At 58.8% G+C, this 24,637-nt stretch carries 20 protein-coding genes and 1 pseudogene; 12 read left to right on the top strand and 9 right to left on the bottom strand.

What is annotated here, in order from left to right; all coding sequences use genetic code 11:
- The first annotated feature begins 288 nt into the window (after positions 1–288).
- From ACM6IT_RS17195 to ACM6IT_RS17220, 6 genes are read left to right on the top strand one after another with little or no spacing between them, the layout of a single operon-like run.
- Positions 289–1,383, top strand: coding sequence for an ABC transporter ATP-binding protein (locus tag ACM6IT_RS17195; RefSeq protein WP_056724104.1), 1,095 nt, complete (start codon positions 289–291; stop codon positions 1,381–1,383).
- On the top strand, positions 1,383–2,498 hold the full coding sequence (locus ACM6IT_RS17200) for an ABC transporter ATP-binding protein (protein ID WP_056724106.1): 1,116 nt from the start codon (positions 1,383–1,385) through the stop codon (positions 2,496–2,498). Before ACM6IT_RS17195 ends, ACM6IT_RS17200 begins: the two co-directional genes overlap by 1 nt.
- Positions 2,495–3,361 carry a carbohydrate ABC transporter permease gene (locus ACM6IT_RS17205; protein WP_056724107.1) on the top strand — a complete coding sequence of 289 codons (867 nt, stop codon included), beginning with the start codon at positions 2,495–2,497 and terminating at the stop codon, positions 3,359–3,361. The genes ACM6IT_RS17200 and ACM6IT_RS17205 overlap by 4 nt, the downstream gene beginning before the upstream one ends.
- Before the next feature lie 8 nt (positions 3,362–3,369).
- A complete protein-coding gene (locus ACM6IT_RS17210) occupies positions 3,370–4,170 on the top strand; it encodes a carbohydrate ABC transporter permease (protein WP_056724109.1) in 801 nt (266 codons plus the stop codon).
- Positions 4,171–4,180: 10 nt separating this feature from the next.
- Entirely contained in the window at positions 4,181–4,453 is a 273-nt protein-coding gene (locus tag ACM6IT_RS17215; RefSeq protein WP_032829366.1) for a DUF2160 domain-containing protein, read from the top strand.
- 47 nt (positions 4,454–4,500) lie between these two features.
- Complete coding sequence (locus ACM6IT_RS17220; protein WP_056724111.1) at positions 4,501–6,243, top strand: extracellular solute-binding protein; 1,743 nt, start codon at positions 4,501–4,503, stop codon at positions 6,241–6,243.
- Between the two features lie 98 nt (positions 6,244–6,341).
- On the opposite strand, the gene ACM6IT_RS17225 is transcribed toward ACM6IT_RS17220, so the two are convergent.
- Together ACM6IT_RS17225 and ACM6IT_RS17230 are read right to left on the bottom strand one after the other, a co-directional pair.
- Positions 6,342–7,742 (bottom strand): heavy metal sensor histidine kinase, encoded by a 1,401-nt coding sequence (locus ACM6IT_RS17225; protein WP_414912942.1) that lies wholly within the window; start codon positions 7,740–7,742, stop codon positions 6,342–6,344.
- Positions 7,739–8,413 carry a heavy metal response regulator transcription factor gene (locus tag ACM6IT_RS17230; protein ID WP_056724115.1) on the bottom strand — a complete coding sequence of 225 codons (675 nt, stop codon included), beginning with the start codon at positions 8,411–8,413 and terminating at the stop codon, positions 7,739–7,741. The genes ACM6IT_RS17225 and ACM6IT_RS17230 overlap by 4 nt, the downstream gene beginning before the upstream one ends.
- Before the next feature lie 473 nt (positions 8,414–8,886).
- Here ACM6IT_RS17230 and ACM6IT_RS17235 point away from each other — a divergent pair, with 473 nt between their 5' ends.
- The 6 genes and pseudogenes from ACM6IT_RS17235 to ACM6IT_RS17260 all read left to right on the top strand — a co-directional run.
- Positions 8,887–10,149 carry a TolC family protein gene (locus tag ACM6IT_RS17235; RefSeq protein WP_223542414.1) on the top strand — a complete coding sequence of 421 codons (1,263 nt, stop codon included), beginning with the start codon at positions 8,887–8,889 and terminating at the stop codon, positions 10,147–10,149.
- 49 nt (positions 10,150–10,198) lie between these two features.
- Positions 10,199–11,398, top strand: coding sequence for an efflux RND transporter periplasmic adaptor subunit (locus ACM6IT_RS17240; RefSeq protein ID WP_414912940.1), 1,200 nt, complete (start codon positions 10,199–10,201; stop codon positions 11,396–11,398).
- A gap of 48 nt (positions 11,399–11,446) precedes the next feature.
- Positions 11,447–14,599 (top strand): efflux RND transporter permease subunit, encoded by a 3,153-nt coding sequence (locus ACM6IT_RS17245; protein ID WP_223542412.1) that lies wholly within the window; start codon positions 11,447–11,449, stop codon positions 14,597–14,599.
- A gap of 151 nt (positions 14,600–14,750) precedes the next feature.
- On the top strand, positions 14,751–14,951 hold the full coding sequence (locus tag ACM6IT_RS17250) for a co-regulatory protein PtrA N-terminal domain-containing protein (RefSeq protein WP_056724124.1): 201 nt from the start codon (positions 14,751–14,753) through the stop codon (positions 14,949–14,951).
- A gap of 76 nt (positions 14,952–15,027) precedes the next feature.
- The gene (locus ACM6IT_RS17255) at positions 15,028–15,360 is read left to right on the top strand and encodes a DUF2790 domain-containing protein (RefSeq protein WP_056724130.1); all 333 of its coding nucleotides are present in this window, start codon (positions 15,028–15,030) and stop codon (positions 15,358–15,360) included.
- 40 nt (positions 15,361–15,400) lie between these two features.
- A pseudogene (locus ACM6IT_RS17260) lies at positions 15,401–15,745 on the top strand (aldo/keto reductase); the annotation flags it as partial.
- A gap of 498 nt (positions 15,746–16,243) precedes the next feature.
- Here ACM6IT_RS17260 and ACM6IT_RS17265 read toward each other — a convergent pair.
- From ACM6IT_RS17265 to nuoM, 7 genes are all read right to left on the bottom strand, one after another.
- The gene (locus tag ACM6IT_RS17265; RefSeq protein ID WP_056723858.1) at positions 16,244–17,569 is read right to left on the bottom strand and encodes an OprD family porin; all 1,326 of its coding nucleotides are present in this window, start codon (positions 17,567–17,569) and stop codon (positions 16,244–16,246) included.
- Positions 17,570–17,864: 295 nt separating this feature from the next.
- On the bottom strand, positions 17,865–18,743 hold the full coding sequence (locus ACM6IT_RS17270) for an alpha/beta fold hydrolase (protein ID WP_414912938.1): 879 nt from the start codon (positions 18,741–18,743) through the stop codon (positions 17,865–17,867).
- Entirely contained in the window at positions 18,740–19,699 is a 960-nt protein-coding gene (locus tag ACM6IT_RS17275) for a class I SAM-dependent methyltransferase (RefSeq protein ID WP_414918397.1), read from the bottom strand. Before ACM6IT_RS17275 ends, ACM6IT_RS17270 begins: the two co-directional genes overlap by 4 nt.
- The gene (locus ACM6IT_RS17280; RefSeq protein WP_414918398.1) at positions 19,696–20,931 is read right to left on the bottom strand and encodes a YcaO-like family protein; all 1,236 of its coding nucleotides are present in this window, start codon (positions 20,929–20,931) and stop codon (positions 19,696–19,698) included. Before ACM6IT_RS17280 ends, ACM6IT_RS17275 begins: the two co-directional genes overlap by 4 nt.
- A 46-nt stretch (positions 20,932–20,977) precedes the next feature.
- Entirely contained in the window at positions 20,978–21,118 is a 141-nt protein-coding gene (locus ACM6IT_RS17285) for a hypothetical protein (RefSeq protein WP_177336466.1), read from the bottom strand.
- Positions 21,119–21,630: 512 nt separating this feature from the next.
- Entirely contained in the window at positions 21,631–23,094 is a 1,464-nt protein-coding gene (gene nuoN / locus ACM6IT_RS17290; protein ID WP_056723848.1) for an NADH-quinone oxidoreductase subunit NuoN, read from the bottom strand.
- Positions 23,095–23,101: 7 nt separating this feature from the next.
- Complete coding sequence (gene nuoM / locus ACM6IT_RS17295) at positions 23,102–24,634, bottom strand: NADH-quinone oxidoreductase subunit M (protein WP_056723846.1); 1,533 nt, start codon at positions 24,632–24,634, stop codon at positions 23,102–23,104.
- Positions 24,635–24,637: the final 3 nt, after the last annotated feature.

Raw genomic sequence — 24,637 nt, forward strand, 5'->3', positions numbered from 1 at the left:
CCGCTGGCTGCGATCTTTTGATCTTAAAAAAAAAAATCAAAAGATCGCAGCCTGCGGCAGCTCCTACAGGGGTCGTGAACAGTCCATAGAGTGTTGTTCACTATTGTTCACTGTCAATGGGTGAACTGTTCAATTGTTCATTTGTGATTGTTCATTTGTGTTCAGCATCGAACGCGGTTTTGCCGTCATCTTCGGGAATTTCAAGCTGAATCAATAGCTTGAGTTTTTTGGCACGGATGTCGCTTTAGAGCTCCGGTCGCTTGACTCCAATAATAAAAAGGCCGAGCCATGTCACTCACCCTGGAGCACGTCAGCCGCACCGTCGAGGGCCAGACCTGGATCGACGATGCCAACCTGAGTTTTGAACCCGGTTCCTTCAACGTTTTGCTCGGGCGCACCTTGTCCGGCAAGACCAGCCTGATGCGCCTGATGGCCGGTCTGGACAAGCCCGACAGCGGCCGCATCCTGATGAACGGCGTCGACGTCACCCAACGCCCCGTGCGCTTGCGCAATGTGTCGATGGTCTATCAGCAGTTCATCAACTACCCGACCATGACGGTGTTCGACAACATCGCCTCGCCGCTGCGTCAGGCCGGTGTATCCAGCGAGCTGATCCAGAACAAGGTGCTGGAAACCGCGAAGATGCTGCGCATCGAGAAGTTTCTCAAGCGCTATCCGCTGGAGCTTTCCGGCGGTCAGCAACAACGCACGGCCATGGCCCGGGCGCTGGTCAAGGACGCCGAACTGATCCTGTTCGACGAGCCGCTGGTGAACCTCGACTACAAGTTGCGCGAAGAGCTGCGCCAGGAAATGCGCGAGCTGTTCAAGGCGCGCCATACCATCGCGATCTACGCCACCACCGAGCCCAATGAAGCCCTGGCCCTGGGCGGCACCACCACCATTCTTCACGAAGGCCGGGTGATCCAGAGCGGCCAGTCCGCCTCGGTCTACCACCAGCCGCAAACGGTGCTGGCGGCGGAGCTGTTCTCCGAGCCGCCGATCAACCTGATGCCGGGACGCATTGCCGGCAACGAAGTGAGTTTCGCCAACTTCGTGCACTTCCCGCTGAACGTCGATCTGCGCCCGGTGGGTGAGGGCGAGTTCCGTTTCGGCGTGCGCCCCAGCCATATCTCGCTGGTGCCGAGCAACGACGACGACCTCGAATTGGCGGTGACCGTCGAAGTCGCGGAAATCAGCGGCTCGGAAACCTTCCTGCATGTGCGCAACGAACACTTCCTGCTGGTGCTGCACTTGCCGGGTGTCCACGAATACGACGTCGATGCGCCGATCCGCATCTACATCCCGACCCATAAACTGTTTGTGTTCGATACGCAGGGGCGGCTGGTCCAGGCGCCGGGCCGGCGTGTCACGAGGGTTGCCTGATGGCCGAAATCCGTTTGCAGAACCTCGCCCACAGCTACACCAAGACCCCGTCGGGACCGGAGGACTACGCGATCCGCGAGATGGACCACATCTGGGAGCAGGGCGGCGCCTATGCCTTGCTCGGTCCGTCGGGCTGCGGTAAATCAACTTTGCTCAACATCATTTCCGGGCTGCTCAGCCCGTCCCAGGGCCATGTGCTGTTTGACGGCAAAGCGGTCAACAACCTGACCCCGGAGAAGCGCAACATCGCCCAGGTTTTCCAGTTCCCGGTGGTCTACGACACCATGACGGTGTTCGACAACCTGGCCTTCCCGCTGCGTAATCAGGGCATGGCCGAGGCCAGGGTTCATAGCAAGGTGCAGGAAATCGCCGAAGTCCTCGACCTGCAGAACCTGCTGAGCAAAAAGGCCCGCAACCTCACCGCCGACGAAAAACAGAAAGTCTCCATGGGCCGCGGGCTGGTGCGTGACGACGTGTCGGCGATCCTCTTCGACGAGCCGCTGACGGTGATCGACCCGCACCTGAAGTGGAAACTGCGGCGCAAGCTCAAGCAGATCCACGAGCAGTTCAACATCACCATGGTCTACGTCACCCACGATCAGCTGGAGGCCTCGACCTTCGCCGACAAGATTGCGGTGATGTACGGCGGCCAGATCGTGCAGTTCGGCACGCCAAGGGAATTGTTCGAGCGCCCGAGCCACACCTTTGTCGGCTACTTCATCGGCAGCCCCGGGATGAACCTGATCGAGGTGCAGCCGCAACCGGGCGGTGTCGGTTTTGCCTCCACGCACCTGCCGCTGTCGGAAGCGATGCAGCAACGTATTGCCGAGTCCGGGTGGAAAACCCTGAAGGTCGGCATTCGTCCGGAGTTCGTCCATGTGTGGGACGAAGCCTTTGATGACGCGCTGCGGGCACAGGTCGTACACGTCGAAGACTTGGGCACCTACAAGATCATGACCCTCGATCTCGATGGCGCGCCGCTGAAAGTGCGCCTGGCCGAAGACAAACCTGTGCCGCAAGGCACGGCCTACATCAGCTTTCCGGCGCAATGGCTGATGGTCTACGCCGATGAATTCCTGCTCGAAGCCAATGCCAACCAAGAGGCGCAGCCATGAACAAGGTGCACAACAACAAGGCCTGGTGGCTGGTGCTGCCCGTGTTCCTGCTGGTGGCGTTCAGTGCGGTGATCCCGATGATGACCGTGGTCAACTACTCGGTGCAGGACATTTTCGATCAGTCCAGCCGCTACTTCGTCGGCGCCGACTGGTACAAGCAGGTGCTGCTCGATCCGCGCCTGCACGACTCGTTGCTGCGCCAGTTCATCTACTCGGCCTGCGTGCTGTTGATCGAAATCCCCCTGGGGATTGCGATTGCCCTGACCATGCCGACAAAGGGGCGCTGGTCGTCAGTGGTGCTGATCATCCTGGCGATTCCGTTGCTGATCCCGTGGAACGTGGTCGGCACCATCTGGCAGATCTTCGGCCGGGCCGACATCGGTCTGCTGGGGGCGAGTCTCAAGGCCATGGGTATCAGCTACAACTATGCGGCGAACACCATGGACGCCTGGGTCACCGTGCTGGTGATGGACGTCTGGCACTGGACCTCGCTGGTGGCGCTGCTGTGCTTCTCCGGCCTGCGGGCGATTCCGGATGTGTATTACCAGGCGGCACGGATCGACCGGGCTTCGGCCTGGGCGGTGTTCCGGCATATCCAGCTGCCCAAGCTCAAGAGTGTGCTGCTGATCGCCGTGATGCTGCGCTTCATGGACAGCTTCATGATCTACACCGAGCCGTTCGTGCTCACGGGTGGCGGTCCGGGCAATTCCACGACCTTCTTGAGCCAGACCCTGACGCAAATGGCGATCGGGCAGTTCGACCTCGGTCCGGCCGCTGCATTCTCGCTGGTGTACTTCCTGATCATCCTGTTGGTGTCCTGGCTGTTCTACACCGCCATGACTCACTCCGACGCCAACCGCTGAGGCCCGCCATGAGCAAGAGAAAGCTGATCCCACTGCTGCTCTACATCCTGTTTCTGCTGGTGCCGATCTACTGGCTGTTGAACATGTCGTTCAAGAGCAACGGCGAAATCCTCGGCGGCCTGACACTTTTCCCACAGGACTTCACACTGGCGAACTACAAGGTGATCTTCACCGATCCGAGCTGGTACACCGGCTACATCAACTCGGCGTATTACGTGAGCCTGAACACGATCATTTCCCTGACCGTGGCCTTGCCGGCGGCCTATGCGTTCTCGCGTTATCGCTTCCTCGGCGACAAGCACCTGTTCTTCTGGCTGCTGACCAACCGCATGGCGCCACCGGCGGTGTTCCTGCTGCCGTTCTTCCAGCTGTATTCCTCGATCGGGCTGTTCGACACCCATATCGCCGTGGCCCTGGCCCACTGCCTGTTCAACGTGCCGCTGGCGGTGTGGATTCTCGAAGGCTTCATGTCCGGCGTGCCCAAGGAAATCGACGAAACCGCCTACATCGATGGCTACAGCTTTCCCAAGTTCTTCGTGAAGATTTTCATCCCGCTGATCGGCTCCGGCATCGGCGTCACGGCGTTCTTCTGCTTCATGTTTTCCTGGGTCGAACTGCTGCTGGCGCGAACCCTCACTTCGGTGAACGCCAAACCGATCGCAGCGGTGATGACCCGTACCGTCTCGGCATCCGGCATTGACTGGGGCGTGCTGGCGGCGGCGGGGGTGTTGACCATCCTGCCGGGCATGCTGGTGATCTGGTTTGTTCGCAACCACGTGGCCAAGGGCTTTGCCTTGGGCCGGGTATGAGGAACTGATGATGGAATGGATGAGTTGGACCGTCCCCACGGCGGCATTTTTTGGTGTCATCGGCTTGATCCTGGTGGGCATGACCACCTGGGAATTGCGTTCGCCGAGTGTGCTTCGGCGAGGTTTTCTACCGATTGCCACCACCCGTGGCGATCGGTTGTTCATCGGTCTTCTCGGCAGCGCCTACCTGCATTTGCTGGTAATCGGCGTCACCGACTGGAGCATCTGGGTCGCCTTCGCGATGTCCCTGGTGTGGCTGTTGGCTGTGATGCGTTGGGGCTAGTCGAATCGCTCGGCAATGTTGCTCCGAAACTTAAACAGGAGGTCTCTATGTTCGACAAAAACAATAAGCTGCGACATAGCATTTCATTGGCAGCCATGCTGGCACTCAGCGGTTTGAGCGCGTCTGCCTGGGCCGATGCCTATGAAGACGCCGCGAAGAAATGGATCGGCGCTGAATTCAAGCCATCCACACTCACGGCCGATCAGCAACTCGAAGAGCTGAAGTGGTTCATCAAGGCGGCCGAGCCGTTTCGCGGGATGAGCATCAAGGTGGTGTCGGAAACCATCGCTACCCACGAGTACGAGTCCAAGGTGCTGGCCAAGGCCTTCACCGAGATCACCGGGATCAAGCTGACCCACGACCTGCTGCAGGAAGGCGACGTGGTGGAAAAGCTGCAGACCCAGATGCAGTCGGACAAGAACATCTATGACGGCTGGGTCAACGACTCGGACCTGATCGGTACGCACTTCCGCTACGGCAAGACCGAATCGATCACCGACCTCATGGCCAACGAGGGCAAGAACTTCACTTCGCCGACCCTCGATATCAAGGACTTCATCGGTATCTCCTTCACCACCGCGCCGGACGGCAAGATCTACCAGTTGCCCGATCAGCAGTTCGCCAACCTGTACTGGTTCCGCGCCGACTGGTTCGAACGCGCGGACCTGAAGGCCAAGTTCAAGGAAAAGTACGGCTACGAACTCGGCGTACCGGTGAACTGGTCGGCCTATGAAGACATCGCCAAATTCTTCAGCGAAGACGTCAAGGAAATCGACGGCAAGCGCGTTTATGGGCACATGGACTATGGCAAGAAAGACCCGTCCCTGGGCTGGCGCTTCACTGATGCCTGGTTCTCCATGGCCGGTGGTGGCGACAAGGGCTTGCCGAACGGTTTGCCGGTGGACGAGTGGGGTATCCGCGTCGAGGATTGCCACCCTGTGGGCTCCAGCGTGACCCGCGGTGGCGACACCAACGGCCCGGCGGCCGTGTTCGCCACCACCAAGTACGTGGACTGGATGAAGAAATACGCGCCACCGGAAGCGGCGGGCATGACCTTCTCCGAATCAGGTCCCGTGCCGTCCCAAGGCAACATCGCCCAGCAGATCTTCTGGTACACCGCGTTTACCGCCGACATGACCAAGCCGGGTCTCGCAGTGATGAACGCCGACGGCACACCGAAATGGCGCATGGCGCCGTCTCCACGCGGACCGTACTGGGAGGAGGGGATGAAGCTGGGGTATCAGGACGTGGGTTCGTGGACGTTCATGAAGTCGACGCCTGAGAAACAGAAACTGGCTGCGTGGCTGTATGCGCAGTTCGTGACCTCGAAAACCGTGTCGCTGAAGAAAACCATCGTCGGCCTGACGCCGATCCGCGAATCGGACATCAACTCGCAAGCCATGACCGACCTGGCGCCGAAACTCGGTGGCCTGGTGGAGTTCTACCGCAGCCCGGCCCGCGTGCAATGGACCCCGACCGGGACCAACGTGCCTGATTATCCTCGCCTGGCGCAGTTGTGGTGGAGCCATATCGCCGAAGCCGCCAGCGGCGAGAAAACCCCGCAAGAAGCGCTGGACGGCCTGGCCAAGGATCAGGATGCAATCATGACCCGTCTGGAACGCTCGAAGGCACAAGCCACCTGCGCCCCGAAAATGAACCCCGAGCGCGACGCGCAATACTGGTTCGACCAGCCGGGCGCACCGAAACCGAAACTGGCGAACGAGAAGCCTAAAGGCGAGACCGTGAGCTACAGCGAGCTGCTGAAATCGTGGGAGGCGGCGCGTAAGTAAAGTGATTGGGCTGTAAAAGGCGAACGGCACCGGAAGGTGCCGTTTTTGTTGCTGCCTGTTCCACCGTCATCGCGGGCACCTCACTCCCCGATGAGCAACTATTCGTCGACTTTTGGAAAACCCAGTCGAAACACCGTCATCGTTCCCGGCAAACTCTGCACCTGTGCCACGCCCTGATGCAGGCTCATGATCGAGCGCACAATCGCCAGCCCCAGTCCGGTACTGCCCTGCGCGCGGGAGCGGCTGCTGTCGACCCGGTAAAAACGCTCGAACAGGTACGGCAAATGGTGCGCTTCGATGCCCGCGCCGGGGTTGCTGACCAGCAGCGAAACGTTTGATGTCCCTTGTTCAATCAGCAGCGAGACGGTTTCCCCGGCGGGACAGTGGCGCAGCGCGTTAGACAGCAGATTGGAAATCGCCCGTTGAATCATCAGCCGGTCGCCCAGCACCCGAGCGCTGCCGACCACACTCAGATTGATGCGCTTTTCCTGCGCCGACAGGGAAAACAGATCGGCGACTTTCAGCGCTTCATCCTCCAACTCGATCAACTCGAAAGGAGCGAGCGCCGCGGGATGACTGACCTGCGCCAGAAACAGCATGTCGCGGACGATCCGTGCGACACGCTCCAGCTCTTCAATGCACGACACCAATACATCTTTGTATTCCTCGCTCGTACGCTCACGGGACAGTGTCACCTGCGCCTTGCCCATCAAATTGTTGATCGGCGTGCGCAGTTCATGGGCCAGGTCATCGGAGAACTGCGATAGCTGCTGCACACCGTTGTCGAGGCGGTGCAGCATGAAGTTGATGCCTTGCGCCAGTTCGCTCAACTCCTGCGGCATATTCACCACCGACAGTCGATGATCAAGATCCTGGGTCGAAACCATCGCCGCCACTTTGCGAAACTCGCGCATTGGAGCCAGGCCTCGTTGCACCGCCGCCCAGGCACTCAAGCCAATGAAGATCAGCAGCAAAGGCAACGCCATCAGCGTCGAGCGCAGATAGGCACTGAGCAATGCCTGATCGTGGGCATTGTCCATCGACAGCAACACCGGGACACTGGTGCCATTCTTGAGGCGAATCAGCTTTGAGAGGGTGAGATATTTCGCGCCTTCAGCGTCGGTGCTGTCGCTGTAGGTCAACTGGTCGACAGTCGCTCGCAACGCTTTGAGTTCAGGGCGCGGATCGACCATGCCGGTGCCGGACTTCAGCAGCGGGGAACGCTGGTTGCTTCGGTCGTAAATGGTCAGCGTCAGGTTGTCGTGTCCCATGACCTGATCGAGCAGAATATGCGGCTTCGAACTGATTTCACCGGGGTCGGTGTACAGCGACAGGCTGTGTTCAATCTGCTCCATCTTGCTGGCCAGACTGTCCCGGGACAGCGTATTGAGCTCATGGGTCAGGGCGAAGTAGGCCAGTACAGCGAGGAACATCACCAACAGTGCTCCAAGAGTACTCATGGTCAGCCCCAGCCGTAGCGACAGGCTTGCCGGCTTCATTCCCGAGCCTCCAGGACGTAACCGACACCACGCATGGTGTGGATCAGCTTGCTGTCGAACGGATCGTCGATTTTCGCTCGCAGACGCCGTATCGACACTTCCACCACGTTGGTGTCGCAGTCGAAATTCATGTCCCACACCAGTGAAATGATCTGCGTGCGGGTCAGCACTTCGCCGGACTGACGCATCAGCAGATGCAGCAGGGCGAACTCCTTGGTGGTCAGGTCGATGCGTTGCTCGCCACGAAAGGCGCGGTGGCGACCCGGATCAAGTTCCAGATCGGCGACTTTCAGAACCTGCGGTACCGGGATGTTTTCGCTGCGGCGCATCAGTGTGCGTACCCGTGCGAGCAGTTCGGGAAACTCGAAGGGCTTGACCAGGTAGTCATCGGCACCCAGGTCGAGACCCCGAACCCTGTCGGCCAGACGACCGCGAGCGGTGAGCATCATCACCCGGGTGGAGTGCGTGCGGCGCAGTTGCTCCAGCACGTCCCAGCCATCCAGTTTCGGCAGATTCACGTCCAGGATCACCAGGTCATATGCCTGTTGTTGCGCCAGATGCAATCCATCGGCACCGGTGGCCGCGTGGTCAACGACATAACCACTTTCCGTCAGGCCCTGATGCAAGTATTCGGCAGCTTTAAGCTCGTCCTCGACGACAAGGATTCGCATGATTAATCACCACTTGTATTTAATGGTTAAGTAACTAAGTCGGTCGAGAAAAGTTGTTGTTTTTGATAGGGCTTCCAGACGGGTTATTGACAGGCGGTGTTGTGAATTTCAGATTTCCTAGTGAGGGTTTCACTGGCTGTGGGGGCGCAAGGTAAAGGTTGTAGTGGCTACAGAGTCAATTGTTGACTGAGTCTCGAGCCCTGAAATCGGCCCTCTGCGACACCCTGACGCAGCGCGCGAGGCCAAAATACTCACCCGATTCATGAGAGGTGAACGGAGGCAAGTACTGTTTTTTGGATAATGCCCATGTATTTGTTTCCATGTGTTTCTATATCAAGGTGAGCACTTCGCATCCTAGAGCAAAACAACTTCCATAAACCGTGGATAACGGATTTGTAATCTCTCAGTCACCTTGTCGATAAGTTAAAAACTCTACCGTGATGGAATTCTTGATTTAAAAAGGAAGTCTTCCATTGCCCGGTTTAAGAGAACTGACGGCGCGATCACGCCTGAAAAGAATGGCAAGGGCGGTGACCGCCAGCTGCTTTTTACTGCTGGCGGGCGCGGATCTTGCGCAAGCATCGACACTGACCCTTGAGCAAGCCCTGCAAACAGCATTTGCCGGCAACCCCGAGCTCGCGGCAGCGCAATGGGAAATCGGTATCTCCGAAGGCGACCGCAAGCAGGCCGGGCTTATCCCCAACCCCGAGGTGTCATGGGAGGCGGAAGACACTCGCCGCGATTCACGCACGACCACAGTGATGCTCAGCCAGCCGATCGAACTGGGCGGCAAACGCGGCGCAAGAATCGATGTTGCCAGCCGCGCGCAGGACGCCGCCGGAATCGAGTTGGAGCGCAAGCGCAATGCCCTGCGCGCCGATGTGATTCAAGCGTTCAACAGCGCTCAAACGGCGCAGCAACGCTTGCAGTTGTCCCGTCAATCGCTGCAACTCGCCGAGCACGGTTTGCGCGTGGCCCAAGGGCGGATCGAGGCCGGTAAATCATCGCCGGTCGAGGGCACTCGGGCGCAAGTGCAACTCTCCGAAGTGCGCCTGGAACTGAGCCGCGCGGAACGCGATCAGGCCAATGCGTATCAGCAATTGGCGCAGGTCATGGGCGCACCGTTGCCGACATCGACCGTCGTGCAAGCCATGACGCAAAGCATGCCCGGCGCGCCACCGCCGACCCGATTAATCGAGCGCCTGAATGAAACCCCTGAAATGCGCCTGGCCAAGTTGCAGATCGATCAGCGCGAAGCATCGCTGGCGCTGGAGAAGTCGCAACGCATCCCCGATCTGACGGTGAGCATCGGCAGCCAGTACAGCGAAACGGACCGCGAGCGAGTCAACGTGGTCGGGCTTTCGATGCCGATTCCGCTGTTCAACCGCAACCAGGGCAACGTGCTGGCGGCCGCGCGTCGCAGCGATCAGGCGCGGGATCTGCGTAACGCCACGGAGCTGCGCCTGCGCACGGAAATCCGGACCACCCTCGAGCAATGGCAAACCGCCAATGGCGAACTCAAAGCGTTCAACCAGACAATTCTGCCCGCCGCACAAAGTGCGGTCGACAGCGCCACCCGTGGATTCGAAATGGGCAAGTTCGGTTTTCTCGATGTGCTCGACGCCCAGCGCACGCTGATCAGCGCCCGCAGCCAATACATCCAGGCGGTCAGCGAAGCGACAGACGCCCGGGTACGCATCGAACGTATCTTCGGCGACCTTGCCGCCAGCCCTTGAATTTCATTTTTTTGATTACTGCGCGACGACACGGCGCAGAGGAGTTTGCATGGATAAAAAACTGATCGTTGTCGCGCTGGCGACTATGGCGCTGGGCGTCGGAATCGGCTCGATGTGGCCGGGCAATTCAGCCATCGACGTTCACGCCGATGAAGCGGCGGAACACGCCGATCACGCCGAAGAGGGCGCAGCCGCCGACGGTGGACTTGCTGAAGGCGAAGAGGGACATCTGGCGTTGAGCGCCGAACAGATCGCCGCAGCCGGCATTCAACTGGCGCAGGCGCGGTCGCAGAACATCAGCCTCGGCTTGCCGTTCCCCGGCGAAGTGCGCTTCGACGAGGATCGCACGGCTCACGTGGTGCCGCGCGTTCCTGGTGTTGTCGAGTCGGTATCGGTCAATCTCGGGCAATCCGTGAAGAAGGGTCAGCTGTTGGCTGTGATCACCAGTCAGCAGGTCTCCGATCAGCGCAGCGAACAGGCCGCCGCGCAACGGCGCCTGGCGTTGGCTCGCACCACCTACGAGCGCGAGAAGAAACTGTGGCAGGACAAAATCTCTGCCGAGCAGGATCTGCTTCAGGCGCGCCAAGCGTTGGAAGAAGCTGAAATTGCCCTGACTAACGCCCGGCAAAAAATCAGTGTACTCAGCGGCAGCGTGGTTGCCACCGGCGGTAATCGCTACGAATTGCGCGCGCCGTTCGACGGTGTCGTGGTGGAAAAACACCTGACACCCGGGGAGGTGGTCGATGAAACCACCGCGGCTTTTACGCTTTCGGATCTGTCGCGAGTCTGGGTGACTTTCGGCGTTTCGCCCAAGGAACTGGACAAGGTGCAAGTGGGCAAATCCGTTACCGTCAGCGCTCCGGAATTGAACGCCGAGGTTGCCGGCACCGTGGCCTACGTCGGCAGTCTGCTCGGCGAACAGACCCGCACCGCCACCGTTCGCGTCACGTTGGAAAACCCGCAAGGCTCCTGGCGTCCGGGCCTGTTTGTCACTGCACTGGTCGTCACCGACAGCCGACAGGCGAAAGTCGCCGTACCGGAAACCGCCATCCAGACCATCGAGGACAAACCCACGGTGTTCGTGCGGACCGACGATGGCTTCAAGGCGCAAACGGTGGAGCTGGGAAGCCGCGCGGCAGGTTTGGTGGAAGTCACCCAAGGGTTGGGGCAGGGCGTGCAAGTCGCGGCTGCCGGCAGCTTTGTTCTCAAATCGGAAATGGGCAAAGCCTCGGCCGAGCACGCTCACTAGCGCCTTCCAGTAAAGCCCACCGATCCGCTCCTCGACGAGAAAGTTCTCATGTTCGAACGCCTGATCCAGTTTGCCATCGAGCAGCGCATCATCGTGCTGCTCGCCGTTCTGCTCATGGCCGGCGTCGGTATCGCCAGCTATCAAAAATTGCCGATCGACGCAGTGCCCGACATCACCAACGTCCAGGTGCAAATCAATACCGGCGCCGCCGGGTTCTCGCCGCTGGAAACCGAGCAGCGCATCACCTTCCCGATTGAAACCGCCATGGCTGGTTTACCGGCGTTGGAGCAGACCCGTTCGCTATCGCGTTCGGGGCTGTCGCAGGTCACGGTGATTTTCAAGGACGGTACTGATCTGTTCTTCGCCCGCCAACTGGTCAACGAGCGTTTGCAGATTGCCAGGGAGCAGTTGCCCGAAGGTGCGGAAGCGGTGATGGGGCCGATTTCCACCGGCCTCGGCGAGATTTTTCTGTGGACGGTGGAGGCGCAGGATGGGGCACTCAAGGACGATGGCACGCCCTACACACCGACAGATCTGCGCGTCATTCAGGACTGGATTATCAAGCCGCAGTTGCGCAACGTCCCCGGTGTGGCCGAGATCAACACCATTGGCGGTTTCGCCAAGGAATACCAGATCGCGCCCGACCCGAAACGGCTGGCGGCGTACAAGTTGACCCTGGCTGATCTGGTCAAGGCGCTGGAACGCAACAATGCCAATGTCGGCGCCGGTTACATCGAGCGCAGCGGCGAGCAGTTGCTGATTCGCGCGCCGGGGCAAGTGGCGAGCACCGAGGACATTGCCAACATCGTCATGGCCAATGTCGATGGCACGCCGATCCGGGTCCGCAATGTCGCGACCGTGGACATTGGCCGTGAACTGCGCACCGGTGCTGCCACCGAAAACGGTCGCGAGGTGGTGCTCGGCACGGTGTTCATGTTGATCGGCGAAAACAGCCGTACCGTGTCGCAAGCCGTCGCCAGCAAGCTGGAGCAGATCAACCGCTCCTTGCCCGAAGGCGTGATTGCCGTCCCGGTGTACGACCGCACGCATTTGGTCGACAAAGCCATCGCCACGGTGAAGAAAAACCTGGTCGAAGGCGCGATCCTGGTGATCGCGATCCTGTTCCTGTTCCTGGGCAACATCCGTGCGGCGCTGATTACCGCGATGGTGATTCCGCTGTCGATGCTGTTCACCTTCACCGGGATGTTCAGCAACAAAGTCAGCGCCAACCTGATGAGCCTCGGCGCCCTGGACTTCGGCATCATCGTCGACGGCGCGGTGGTGATCGTCGAAAACACCCTGCGCCGACTGGCCCATGCACAGCAACATCACGGGCGTTTGCTGACGCGATCCGAGCGTTTCCATGAAGTGTTCGCGGCGGCCAGGGAGGCGCGCCGACCGCTGATTTTCGGGCAGTTGATCATCATGGTCGTGTACCTGCCGATCTTCGCCTTGAGCGGCGTCGAAGGGAAAATGTTCCATCCGATGGCGTTCACCGTGGTCATCGCGTTGCTCGGCGCCATGCTGTTGTCGGTGACCTTTGTCCCGGCCGCGATCGCGCTGTTTGTCACCGGCAAGGTCAAGGAAGAAGAGGGCGCGGTCATGCGCGGCGCGCGGCAGGTTTATGCGCCGACACTGGCCTGGGTGATGTCCCATCGCGCCGTGGCGGTGGGTGCGGCACTGGGCGTGATTGTACTCAGCGGCGTGCTGACCAGCCGCATGGGCAGCGAGTTTGTACCGAGCCTCAGCGAAGGCGATTTTGCCCTGCAAGCCTTGCGCGTGCCTGGCACGAGCCTTACGCAATCGGTGGACATGCAGCAGCGTCTGGAAACCCTGATCCTTGCAAAAGTGCCGGAAGTCGAGCGGGTGTTCGCCCGCACCGGCACCGCCGAAATTGCCTCCGATCCGATGCCGCCAAACATCTCCGACAGCTACGTGATGCTCAAGCCAAAAGACCAGTGGCCGGACCCGGGCAAGTCCCGCGAAACCCTGATGGCCGAACTGCAACAAGCTGCCGCGACGCTGCCGGGCAGTAACTATGAGCTGTCGCAACCGATCCAGTTGCGCTTCAACGAACTGATCTCCGGCGTGCGCAGCGACGTGGCGGTGAAGGTATTCGGGGATGACATGGCGGTGCTCAATGCTACGGCGACGAAGATTGCCGCGGCGATGCAGAAGGTAGAGGGGGCATCGGAGGTGAAGGTCGAGCAAACGACCGGGCTGCCAGTGCTGACCATCAACATCGACCGTGACAAGGCCGCGCGTTACGGGCTCAACGCCGGCGATGTGCAAGACACCATCGCGGTGGCGGTCGGTGGGCGACAGGCGGGCACGTTGTACGAAGGTGACCGGCGTTTCGACATGGTGGTGCGTTTGTCCGATGCCATGCGCAAGGACATCGACGGTCTTTCGACGCTGCTGATTCCAGTGCCGGCACCGCTCAACGCTGCTGCCAACCAGATCGGTTTCATCGCGCTCAAGGACGTCGCCAGTCTCGATCTGGTGTTGGGGCCGAATCAGGTCAGCCGCGAAAACGGTAAACGGCTGGTGATAGTCAGCGCCAACGTGCGCGGGCGGGATATCGGTTCGTTCGTCCAGGAAGCAGGTGAGGTGATCGAACGGAATGTGCAGACTCCGGCCGGTTACTGGACCAGTTGGGGCGGGCAATTCGAGCAGTTGCAGTCGGCGGCCAAGCGTTTGCGGATCGTGATACCGGTGGCATTGCTGCTGGTGTTTGGTCTGTTGTTCATGATGTTCAACAACCTCAAGGACGGCTTGCTGGTGTTCACCGGGATTCCTTTCGCGTTGACCGGCGGCGTCATAGCGCTGTGGCTTCGGGACATTCCGCTGTCGATCTCGGCGGGCGTCGGGTTCATCGCGCTGTCCGGGGTGGCGGTACTCAACGGTCTGGTGATGATCGCGTTTATCCGCAACCTGCGCGAGGAGGGGCGCTCACTCTTTGACGCGATCAACGAAGGCGCGCTGACACGACTGCGGCCGGTGTTGATGACGGCGCTGGTGGCGTCCCTGGGCTTCATTCCGATGGCGCTGGCGACTGGCACCGGGGCGGAAGTACAGCGGCCACTGGCGACGGTGGTGATTGGCGGGATTTTGTCTTCGACCATCCTGACGCTGCTGATATTGCCTGCGCTGTATCAGCTGGCGCATCGACGTGAAGAGGAAGTGACACCCGTTGAATAGATATCCCCTGTGGGAGCGAGCTCCCACGGTTTTTTGTATCCCGATCCGAAGAACAGCTCGCACATGACGGATATGTAATTTCGGCGCCACCGTCACGAAAGGTTCGGATTGTTACCTTGATCCCATCAGTTAATCAAACGAGGAATCAAACATGAAACGGGTACAACTGGGTGCGTTCGCGGCGGCATTGATGATGTCTTCTCTGGTGATGGCGGAAGGTGGTGGCGACAGAACCTTCGAAAGAATGATGGCCGCCAATGGCCGTTCGATGGAGCTGTTTGTTGCCAAAGAGCAGTCACGTGATCCCGTCGTAGTGAATGAGGAAAAGGGCGACAGGGCTAACGACCTGTAAGCGTGTCGCACTTGAGCAAGCCCGTCATCGCAGGTCGATGGCGGGCTTTTTTATGGATTTTTTGAAGGAGATGGCTATGAAAGCAAGTCAGTTGATTGCGTTTCTCGGGGTGACGACGATGTCGATGAATGTGCTGGCGGAAGGTGGCGGGGACAGGACATTCGAGAAAATGTTCAGTGCAAACACTCAAGCCATGGAGCAGTACGCGGCCAACCTGGGCAAACCGGCGCCGGTGGTGGAAGACTATCGATACGGCATGACCCTGGATGTGGTGAAAGTCGTGAGCGTTGTGCGACCTGCGAAGGGGTGTACCGTGGTTCCGGCTGCGATGACTTTTGAAGATTCCCGGGGGCAACTCAAGACACTCAGGTATCTGGAGGCGGGGGAGTGTCGTAAACAGGGTGGATGACATCCTGTTCGATGCAGGTGCACATTGTTTATTTCAGGAAAAAAGCCCGGATGATTTCGCGGCCGACGATTATCGTCGTTTCAGCCCGCGCTTCCAGGGCGAAAACTTCGCGAAAAACCTGCTGCTGGTGCAACAGGTACAAGCGCTGGCGGCAGAAAAAGGCGTGACGGCGGGCCAACTGGCGCTGGCGTGGGTGCTGGCCCAGGGTGACTACCTGATTCCGATTCCGGGTACCAAGCAACGTAAATACCTGGAAGAAAACGTGGCCGCACTGGAGGTGACGCTGAGTGGCGAAGAACTGCACGCGCTGGAAGCGATCTTTGCGGCCAATGCCACCGCAGGCCTGCGTTATCCGGAAGAAGTCATGAAACTGCTTGACCGCTAAGGGTTGCCGGCCCGTTCGATGAACCGGGCGGGCCGTTCAACACCGCGTCAGGCCTTGGCCGGCAGACCATTTCCCGATCGCAAAAGCAAGATCAAAAGATCGCAGCCTTCGGCAGCTCCTACAGGGGAACGCGTACACCACCATACAACGAGGTCGAGCGTTAGCTCGCCTCGCGGTGCTGTTGCGGTGCACGCCCCTCGAGAGGCCGAGCGCAGGTTCTGCGCAGTGGGCAAAAGCGTTTGGTTACTTGGCGCTTTTCCAGGTAACCCGCTGTAAAAGCGGAACCATAGGAGGCCGTTACCGCAGAAATGGATATGTACACCACCAATAAAATACTCCAGCCAGGAGGCCGCCATCGCCAGCAAGCCGTCTCCTACAGGTATCGGTGTTCCCCGGAATTGCGTGAACCAAAAAAAAGGCGTCCCGAAGGACGCCAAAAGATTCACCTTTTACCAAAGGAGCAAGGAGCTTCTAAAGGTGAATAGGGGCAGTGCCAGGTTAGAGAACGGCCAACGGATACTCGACAATCAGCCGGACTTCATCCAGGTCCGATTCGAACGCTGTGGCGCGGGTAGTGGCCTGGCGCAGGCGCAGCGACAGATCTTTCAGCGAGCCGGTCTGCACCACGTATTTGACTTCGATGTCGCGCTCCCAACGTTTCTGATCGGTCAAAGGGTTGCCATCGGCATCGCGGCGCATGTACACCGAGTTGGCGTTGGAATAGTCGGCTTCGCTGCCACGGGCGTAACGGGTCATGAACGAGAGGCCTGGAACGCCGTAGGTGGTCATGTCGAGGTCGTAGCGCGCCATCCAGGAGCGCTCCTTGGGGGCGTTGAAATCGCTGTACTGGATGGAGTTGTCGAGGAAGATCGAATCGGACTGACGCAGATAATCGAAGTCGTCGTTGCCGTTGTTTTGCTGGTGCGACAGCGCAATGGAGTGCGCTCCCAGTTTTACACCCACCCGACCGCTCCAGATATTGTTGTCGAACTCGCCGAGTAGTTGTTTCCCTTCGTCTACCGCCTTGTAATAGTTCAGACCACCAAACAGCGACAGGTCGTCCGTCAGCGGGTAAGTCCAGGCGGTACCTGCGTAGTACTGATTCCAGACATCCTTGAGGCGGCTGGAGTACAGGCTGAAGCTGAGGTTTTTGTTCAGTTCATAGTCGCCGCCAAAGTAGGCGATCCAGGGTGAATTGACCGGGCCGCCATAGAAGGTTTCGAAATTCTCGTTCATGTCGCTGGAAACCGGCTGGCTCATCGCGTGCAGGCGTCCGCCCTGTACCGTCAACCCGTCGATACTGCTGTTGGTCGCGGTGATGCCCTGGAAGCTTTCGGGCAACAGCCTGGAATCTCCCGCTGCGACGACCGGGGTGGACGGGAACACATCGCCGACTTTTATCTCCGTGTCGAAGGCGCGCACTTTGGCGGCGCCACCGATCTTGGTGTATTCGCCCTGCGCCTCGCCGTCACTATTGACTGGCAGCATGTCGAAGGAGCTTCGGCCACCGTTGCGACCGTCGCCGGTATCGAGTTTCACGCCGATCATCGCAAATGCATCGACGCCCACCCCGACGGTGCCTTGGGTGTACCCGGATTCGAATTTGCTGATGATCGCGTGCGCCCAGGTTTCGGAGTATCCATTGCCGGTGGGGCTGGACTGGCCTTTGCGGTAATCACGATTGAAGTAGAAATTGCGGTTGAGCACCGTCAGGCTGCTGCCCTCGATAAAGCCCTCGGCCTTATCTTGCGCAAACACCATGGACGGTCCGGAGACGACCGCCACCGCTAAAGCGGCCATCGACATTTTTAAATTGTTAACCATTTATCACTCCTGGGGTTCGGCAGAACGGGAACGTGCGTCGGCGTGGGTTTTATTGTTCGACGGAGAAGGCCCGCCGGCATGGTCGCCGAGTGACATCGTTGCAAGCTGCGGATAACGCCAAGGTGATGGGGGAATTACAATTTCGTCATGTGGGCAGGCGGACTCAGTAAGGCAAGACAAAATCCCCCAAACGCAAAAACGGCACCCGAAGGTGCCGTCTTTTGGTGGTATCTCTTGATCCAGACAAAGCTCAAGAGATCGAGTCCTCCGGGCAGACTGTTCGGCTACCGCTGATTCAGTCTCGGGCAACACGCTTGAGCGCATATCGCACAGCCTTGAGCATGGAGGGGGCGAACGCGTTGTGCCCGGCATACAGCAGTCGGCAATCAAGATTCAAACGCTGTCGTAGCCAGCGCACACTGGCCATGCCGAAGGCGTCCCTGACTCCCTGCATCAGCAAAGTGTTTCTATCCAGGGTCAACTCTTCGTTGGCTGGTGTGAAGCAGTATTGCTGCATGTGGTAATGCAGCTCCAGGCGTATGGCGCGAATGGCTTCGTCGTCGACGAAATCCTCAAGGGTGTTCCGGCCAATGGATTGTCCTGTCTGTTGCAAAAGGGCTTGTAACCATTGAATGGCCGCGTGGCGCTGCTGTAGCGGACAGCCCTCGCAGAGTATCCGGAAGATGTCGCGTAGGGAATGGCTTGCATGGCAGCCAGTGAGTGTCGACAGTCCGTGGTTAAGCATTTGTTCGTAGGCACTGACATTATCGGCGAAAGGCACGAAAACCGAGACCAGTGTGGTTTTCAGCAGGGTGTCGCGATAGCGCTGCTGGTACTGAATTGCCAGCCAGCTGCCCCAGGAAACCCCCAGCAGACTGATTTTTTCGAAGTCCAGATGCTGACGTAACCCATCGATGTCTTCTACTGACAGTCCGCAGGTGTTATCGCGGAGCTCGCCATGGGGGAGGGAGCGTCCACACCCGCGTTGATCGAAGAGAACGACGTCGAAGCACTCCAAGTCGAAAAACTCAAGGTGTTCATGCCGGCAGCGACCGCCTGGGCCACCGTGGAGGAAAAATACCGGTTCGGCTCCCGGTGTTCCGTGACGCTCCCAATACAGTTGATGGCCGTCGCCGGTTGGGTAGTATCCGTTTGTTTGGAGAGTGCCGGTCATGAAGTCGGGACCAGCAAACGATAGAACTGGAACAGTTCTGTCTGGCCGGAGCGTGCCGCCACGCTGGACAACAAATGCAGGTGGTACTGCTGGGCCAGCCAGGGTACAGGAATCAGAACAGGGGTATGACCGAAGATCAGGAGGTTGCCGCCGGGCTTTACGCAGTGCACCAGGGAGCGGAAAGCGGTGTGAGCGTCGCTGCGGGTCAGAACTTCGGCATTAAGAAATCGAAGGATAAGGACGTCGCATTGAATGCCGGAAATGGCGGCGTCGCTGGAGTCGAGCAGGCGAAATTCGACTGGCGATGTCACGTGGCGGTTTTTTGCATACGCAATCATCGAGGCCGAGCGATCGGATGCCAGAAAGCGATAGTCGGTGAGTTCCCGGGCCAGATGGGATATGAACTCGCCGGTGGAGCAGGCCGGGTCATAAATTACTTGCCCCTTCATTGGCATTGTCTTGAGCAGCTGGACGCAATGGTCGCGAAAATGCGCTTCGTCTGCGTTCAGTTGTGTGGCGAGGACCTCGTTGCACTGCCAGAACTCGTCAGGACAGACCGCTTCCTGATTCGAGTCGTCACATAACGGAAACGGGAAGTTAACCTCGCTATCAGATAGCGCCAGTGCGGTGTCGAAGGCCTTGGTTTTTTCAGCCAGGGTCGCTGTTCGAAAGTAAATTGATACACCTTCGTTACTCCACTGCCACTGGACGAGAGGCCCAAGCAACATGAAAGGGGTGAGCACACTGCTCAGGTGCAACCGCTGGTGTGCGTCACGTTGCAGGGTCTTTCGGCCAACCCAGTCACGACCTTTCACTCGTAGAAAAAATAGATGATTCAGGCTGGCGCCCGCAGGCTCGACGTAGCAACTCATGGTACCGGATTGGATGACGTGCCTGGCCAGGCCTTGAGCCAATGCCACCTCTCGGTCGGGAGTAACCACCGTTGGAGTATTCATGCGCATGTCGCCTGCCGGTTTTTTTCCAGGCGTCGACCCCGGGACTGGGGGATAACAACATTGCCGCTGGAAACAATGAAAAAGCGCTCCAGACCGGGAATGACTACGTTGACCAGTGTGGTGCCCAAAGCGGTTTGATGAAGAGTAGTTACACCTAATGTCCGTCCGTGACGTTGCAGGTCTTGCAGCAACTGGGAGATTTGCTCGGTCAATGGTCGTTCATCCCACGCGTCGGGCAGCACCACGCTATGTTGGGGAGACAGTAGCGACGGGGTATGGAACTGCGAGCAGCGCAACAGACGGGGAAAGCGCTGCAAATGTCGCTGTGCATTGATCAGGTGTTGCCGATATTGCGACTGCGACTGCGACACGGCGTGATGCAGTTGTACCAGTTCGGTCAGCGCACGCCAGGCACCATGCCGTGGGTCAAGGGAACAACCCGTACCGTACAGGCTGATGTGGGTGTCTGGCGTTGCTGGGAAAGCCAGGAATGTTCGTGCCTGGAATTCATTGCTGATTTCCAGCAACACGATTTCTGCGCCAATCTCCCTTTCGGCATCGGTCCACAAACGGCCGAGGATATCGCTTTGACGCAGGCGTGCAACCCGTCGCAGAGGTGGATGATTTTCATAATAAAAGTGGTTCAGCAAAAATAAAGAAACGGCATCCCGTTCAATGCATTCGTTGGTGGCATGGAGTAATGCTTCGTTGTAACTCGCTCCGATCGCCGTACCACTGTTACTTGAATATCGGCGCAGGGCACAATAGTTGGCATTGTCCTGTTCAAATGCCCGCTCTGGATAACCTGGCAGAGTCAGTGCTATCGGGTAGTGAAAGTGAGTGTCTTGCAAGGGGCATTTATAAGTTCGGCAAGCGATCCAGGTGTCTTTTTGGTCGCAAACAAGCTGCAGTACTGAGTCATCGTTAAAAAGCTTTGTTTCTGTAAAGTATTGCGCAGTTGCAAAGTGAATGTCTTTAGCGCTCAGATCTTCCGTCCAATAGTGCTCGAGGGCTTCATAGAGTGCGCCGATCCGAGCCTGGTCCGGATAGCCTTTGCCGGCGCCACAGATCGGTTCATGCGTGTTGCTGCCGAGACTGGCCAACACCGAGACAACTTTACGTCCTAGTGTGCGGATGCTGGGTTCGAGCCCCAAAAAGCGCAGTTCGGCGAGAATGCGCTTTTGTGCCTCGTCCGCTGACAGTTCCCGTTCGGCAATCCTTGTCCTGTCCATTGTTTTTCCTCGTGAGAACGGGGGAACCTGTCCCCCGTTCGTATTGTTACTCGACGTCTTGTTCTACAAGTTCCGCCAATTCAGCTTCGGTCAATTGCAATGCTTCGATCTGCTCAGGCGTAGGTGTTTCCTGTTGCTCGATATCCGTGATTTTGTTGGCATTCCAGCCGCTGACCATATAACCCATTGGGAAGTTTCCTTTGATTAGAAATGGAGTGTGCTGTTTTCAGCACGAGTCGAATCTATAATCAAAGGGGTATTTGGGTCAAAAGTGTGCAGATGTTGCAGTTCTTGGCTGTCGGCGCCGATGAAATATGTACACATCAATTTTGGTTTGTTATTTGTTTTCCAATAGATGTCGCCGCATTTCAAGAGTTGAATGCAGAGAGGCAGGGGCTTGCGTGGGGGGCGATAAACGAAAGTGGATACTTATATATTCGGATTCCCGGTATATCCGGGCGTCGCTTTCCAGGTTTTGTAGTCGTTGTGTGTCGGATCTTTCAGAAAGAGGTGGATCAAAAATGACGCTGGGAGAAACTGGCCGGTTTTCGGCTGGTGCGTATGGTGAGTTTTCCTATAGCGATCGAAAAACTCTCACACATCCGACGGCAGGGGAGGCTCTGAACTATTTTTCAGGCGCCAATGCAAACGGCACCCGAAGGTGCCGTTTGTGTTTTCTACCGAGTGTCGCTTAAGCGATCAACCCACCAGGCCCGATTGCTGAACCAGGTTCAGCAGCGGTTGTGGGTAGACGCCGAGGAAGAACGCGACCAGGGCGATGGCCAGCAGCATCACGCCACCTGCCTTCTGTTCCCAGTGCAGTTGCGCATCGACGCGACGCAGGTTCGGTTCGATCAGGTACAGGGTGACCATCACGCGCAGGTAGTAGAAGACGCCAATGGCGCTGCCCAGTACCAGCGAGCCGACCAGCCACCACTGATGGGACTCGACACCGGTGGCGATGATGTAGAACTTGCCGATGAAGCCCGCGGTCAGCGGGATACCGGCCAGGGACAGCATCATCACGGTCAGGACGGCGGTCAGGTACGGACGGCGCCAGAACAGGCCGCGGTATTCGTACAGGGCGTCCGCGTCACGGCCTTTGTACGGCGAGGACATCAGGGTGATCACACCGAAAGCACCGAGGCTGGTGATCACGTAGGTGACCAGGTACACGCCGATGGCTTCCACGGCCAGGCCCTTGCTCGCCACCAGGGCGATCAGCAGGTAACCGAAGTGGGCGATGGACGAGTAACCCAGCAGACGCTTGAGGTTGCTCTGGGTCAGTGCCAGCAGGTTACCGAACAGGATCGACGCGATGGCAATGATGGTCAGCACGTCGCTCAGGACACCGCTGCTCGCCGCTGGCGAGATCTGGAACAGACGCACCATCACGGCGAACACAGCCACTTTGGAAGCGGTCGCCAGGAACGCTGCGACCGGCGCCGGAGCACCCTCGTAAACGTCCGGAGTCCAGAGGTGGAACGGCACCAGCGACAGCTTGAACGCCAGGCCGATCAGCATCATGCCCAGGCCCAGTTGTGCCAGCGAGCTTGGCAGGCCGGTAGCCGCCAGTGCCTGACCGATGCCGACGAAGCTCAGGGAGCCGGAGTCAGCGTAGAGCAGGGCCATGCCGAACAACAGGAACGCGGAACCGGCCGCCGACAGCACCATGTACTTGATGCCGGCTTCCAGCGAGCGCTTGTTGAAGAAGGCATAAGCCACCAGACCGTAGACCGGCACCGACAGCAGTTCCAGACCGATGAACAACCCGGCCAGGTGCTGCGCGCTGACCAGAACCAGGCCACCGGCGGCGGCCATCAGGATCAGCAGGTACAGTTCTTCACGGTTGCCCGGGTAACCCGTGCCGCCATCGCCGAGGTAGGCGTGGGCGAGGGTGACACAGGCGAGGGTGGCGACCAGGATCAGCGCCATGTACAGACAGGCGAAGCTGTCGATCTGCAGCAAGGGCGTCACGGCCAGGGGCGCGACTTTCAAGGCAGGCAGGATCGACAACAGTGCCAGGTTCAAACCCGCCACGGAAATCAGGAAGGTCTGCGAGTGGTTGCGGCGCCAGGCGATCGCCAGCATCACCACGATGATCGTGGCGCTGGTGATCAACAGCGGCGCTAGCGCGATAAAGTGTTGGGTCGTGAATTCCATAGCGCTCTTACCGGGCCGAAGCGAGTTGAGTGAAGGCGGTGCCGAGCCACTGCTGCACGCCATGCATCGTCGCGGCAGAGGTATCGAGGAACGGTTGTGGGTACACGCCGATGTAGATCAGCAGTGCGGCCAGACCGACCACCATGATCATTTCGCGACCGTCCATGCCATGCAGTACCGCGTCCGATTTGGCCGGGCCGAAGTACGCACGGTGGATCATGATCAGCGAGTAGACCGAACCGAACACCAGGCCGGACGTCGCGATGATGGTCACCCATGGGGCGATCGGGAAGGTGCCGATCAGGATCAGGAACTCACCGACGAAGTTACCGGTACCCGGCAAGCCCAGGGATGCCGCTGCAAAGAACAGGCTGAGGGCCGGCAGGTAAGCGATCTTCGACCACAGGCCACCCATTTCACGCATGTCGCGGGTATGGGTGCGCTCGTACAGCTGACCGGAGAGGATAAAGAGTGCCGCGGCCGACAGACCGTGAGCCAGCATCTGCATCACCGCGCCCTGCAGCGCCAGTTGGCTGCCGGAGTAGATGCCGATCAGTACGAAGCCCATGTGGGAAACGGACGAGAAGGCAATCAGACGCTTGATGTCGGTTTGCGCGAACGCCAGGAACGCACCGTAGAAGATCCCGATCAGGCCCAGGGCCATCGCAAACGGCGCGAACTCGGCCGAAGCATTCGGGAACAGCGGCAGGGCGAAGCGCAGCAGGCCGTAGGCAGCGGTCTTCAGCAAGATACCGGCGAGGTCGACGGAACCTGCGGTCGGCGCCTGGGCGTGAGCATCAGGCAACCAGGAGTGGAACGGCACGACCGGCAGCTTGACCGCGAAGGCGATGAAGAAGCCGAGCATCAGGATGTACTCGGTGGTCATCGACATCTTGGTCTTCAACAGGTCGGCGTAGTTGAAGGTAATCACGCCGGTGTCGTTGAAGTTGACCAGTACCAGGCCCAGGATCGCCACCAGCATGATCAGGCCGGAAGCCTGAGTGAAGATGAAGAACTTGGTCGCCGCGTAGATCCGGGTTTTCTTGCCGTCCGAAGAACTGTGACCCCAGAGCGCGATGAGGAAGTACATCGGCACCAGCATCATTTCCCAGAAGAAGAAGAACATGAACAGGTCGAGGGCGAGGAACACGCCGACGACACCGCCCAGGATCCACATCAGGTTCAGGTGGAAGAAGCCCACGTGACGCTGGATTTCTTTCCACGAGCAGAGTACCGAGAGCACACCCAGCAGACCGGTCAGCATGATCATCAACAGCGACAGGCCGTCGAGGGCCAGGTGCACGTTGATGCCGAAGCGCTGGATCCAGACTTGCTTGAACTCAAGCGCCCAAGTCGGATCGGCGCCAGGCTTTGGTGCAAATGAATAATCACCGTTGGCCCACAGCCAGAGGCCTAGGGAGAGCAACAGGGACATGGTGATCAGCGCAATCCAGCGGGGGAGGGTGGCGCCGAAGCGCTCACCCATCCAGCACAGCAGGCCGCCGATGAAGGGGATCAGGATTAGCCAAGGCAGAATCATGAC

It is taken from the genome of Pseudomonas sp. IT-P4 (assembly GCF_949767755.1).
Taxonomy (GTDB): domain Bacteria; phylum Pseudomonadota; class Gammaproteobacteria; order Pseudomonadales; family Pseudomonadaceae; genus Aquipseudomonas; species Aquipseudomonas monachiensis.

What these genes read in the sequence shown, in the direction of transcription:
- ACM6IT_RS17285 (WP_177336466.1), bottom strand. Translation starts at nt 21,118, where the DNA reads ATGGGTTATATGGTCAGCGGCTGGAATGCCAACAAAATCACGGATATC.
- ACM6IT_RS17215 (WP_032829366.1), top strand. Translation starts at nt 4,181, where the DNA reads ATGGAATGGATGAGTTGGACCGTCCCCACGGCGGCATTTTTTGGTGTC.
- nuoM (WP_056723846.1), bottom strand. Translation starts at nt 24,634, where the DNA reads ATGATTCTGCCTTGGCTAATCCTGATCCCCTTCATCGGCGGCCTGCTG.
- ACM6IT_RS17225 (WP_414912942.1), bottom strand. Translation starts at nt 7,742, where the DNA reads ATGAAGCCGGCAAGCCTGTCGCTACGGCTGGGGCTGACCATGAGTACT.
- nuoN (WP_056723848.1), bottom strand. Translation starts at nt 23,094, where the DNA reads ATGGAATTCACGACCCAACACTTTATCGCGCTAGCGCCGCTGTTGATC.
- ACM6IT_RS17255 (WP_056724130.1), top strand. Translation starts at nt 15,028, where the DNA reads ATGAAAGCAAGTCAGTTGATTGCGTTTCTCGGGGTGACGACGATGTCG.
- ACM6IT_RS17200 (WP_056724106.1), top strand. Translation starts at nt 1,383, where the DNA reads ATGGCCGAAATCCGTTTGCAGAACCTCGCCCACAGCTACACCAAGACC.
- ACM6IT_RS17195 (WP_056724104.1), top strand. Translation starts at nt 289, where the DNA reads ATGTCACTCACCCTGGAGCACGTCAGCCGCACCGTCGAGGGCCAGACC.
- ACM6IT_RS17270 (WP_414912938.1), bottom strand. Translation starts at nt 18,743, where the DNA reads ATGACCGGCACTCTCCAAACAAACGGATACTACCCAACCGGCGACGGC.
- ACM6IT_RS17250 (WP_056724124.1), top strand. Translation starts at nt 14,751, where the DNA reads ATGAAACGGGTACAACTGGGTGCGTTCGCGGCGGCATTGATGATGTCT.
- ACM6IT_RS17210 (WP_056724109.1), top strand. Translation starts at nt 3,370, where the DNA reads ATGAGCAAGAGAAAGCTGATCCCACTGCTGCTCTACATCCTGTTTCTG.
- ACM6IT_RS17265 (WP_056723858.1), bottom strand. Translation starts at nt 17,569, where the DNA reads ATGGTTAACAATTTAAAAATGTCGATGGCCGCTTTAGCGGTGGCGGTC.
- ACM6IT_RS17245 (WP_223542412.1), top strand. Translation starts at nt 11,447, where the DNA reads ATGTTCGAACGCCTGATCCAGTTTGCCATCGAGCAGCGCATCATCGTG.
- ACM6IT_RS17280 (WP_414918398.1), bottom strand. Translation starts at nt 20,931, where the DNA reads ATGGACAGGACAAGGATTGCCGAACGGGAACTGTCAGCGGACGAGGCA.
- ACM6IT_RS17240 (WP_414912940.1), top strand. Translation starts at nt 10,199, where the DNA reads ATGGATAAAAAACTGATCGTTGTCGCGCTGGCGACTATGGCGCTGGGC.
- ACM6IT_RS17205 (WP_056724107.1), top strand. Translation starts at nt 2,495, where the DNA reads ATGAACAAGGTGCACAACAACAAGGCCTGGTGGCTGGTGCTGCCCGTG.
- ACM6IT_RS17230 (WP_056724115.1), bottom strand. Translation starts at nt 8,413, where the DNA reads ATGCGAATCCTTGTCGTCGAGGACGAGCTTAAAGCTGCCGAATACTTG.
- ACM6IT_RS17220 (WP_056724111.1), top strand. Translation starts at nt 4,501, where the DNA reads ATGTTCGACAAAAACAATAAGCTGCGACATAGCATTTCATTGGCAGCC.
- ACM6IT_RS17275 (WP_414918397.1), bottom strand. Translation starts at nt 19,699, where the DNA reads ATGAATACTCCAACGGTGGTTACTCCCGACCGAGAGGTGGCATTGGCT.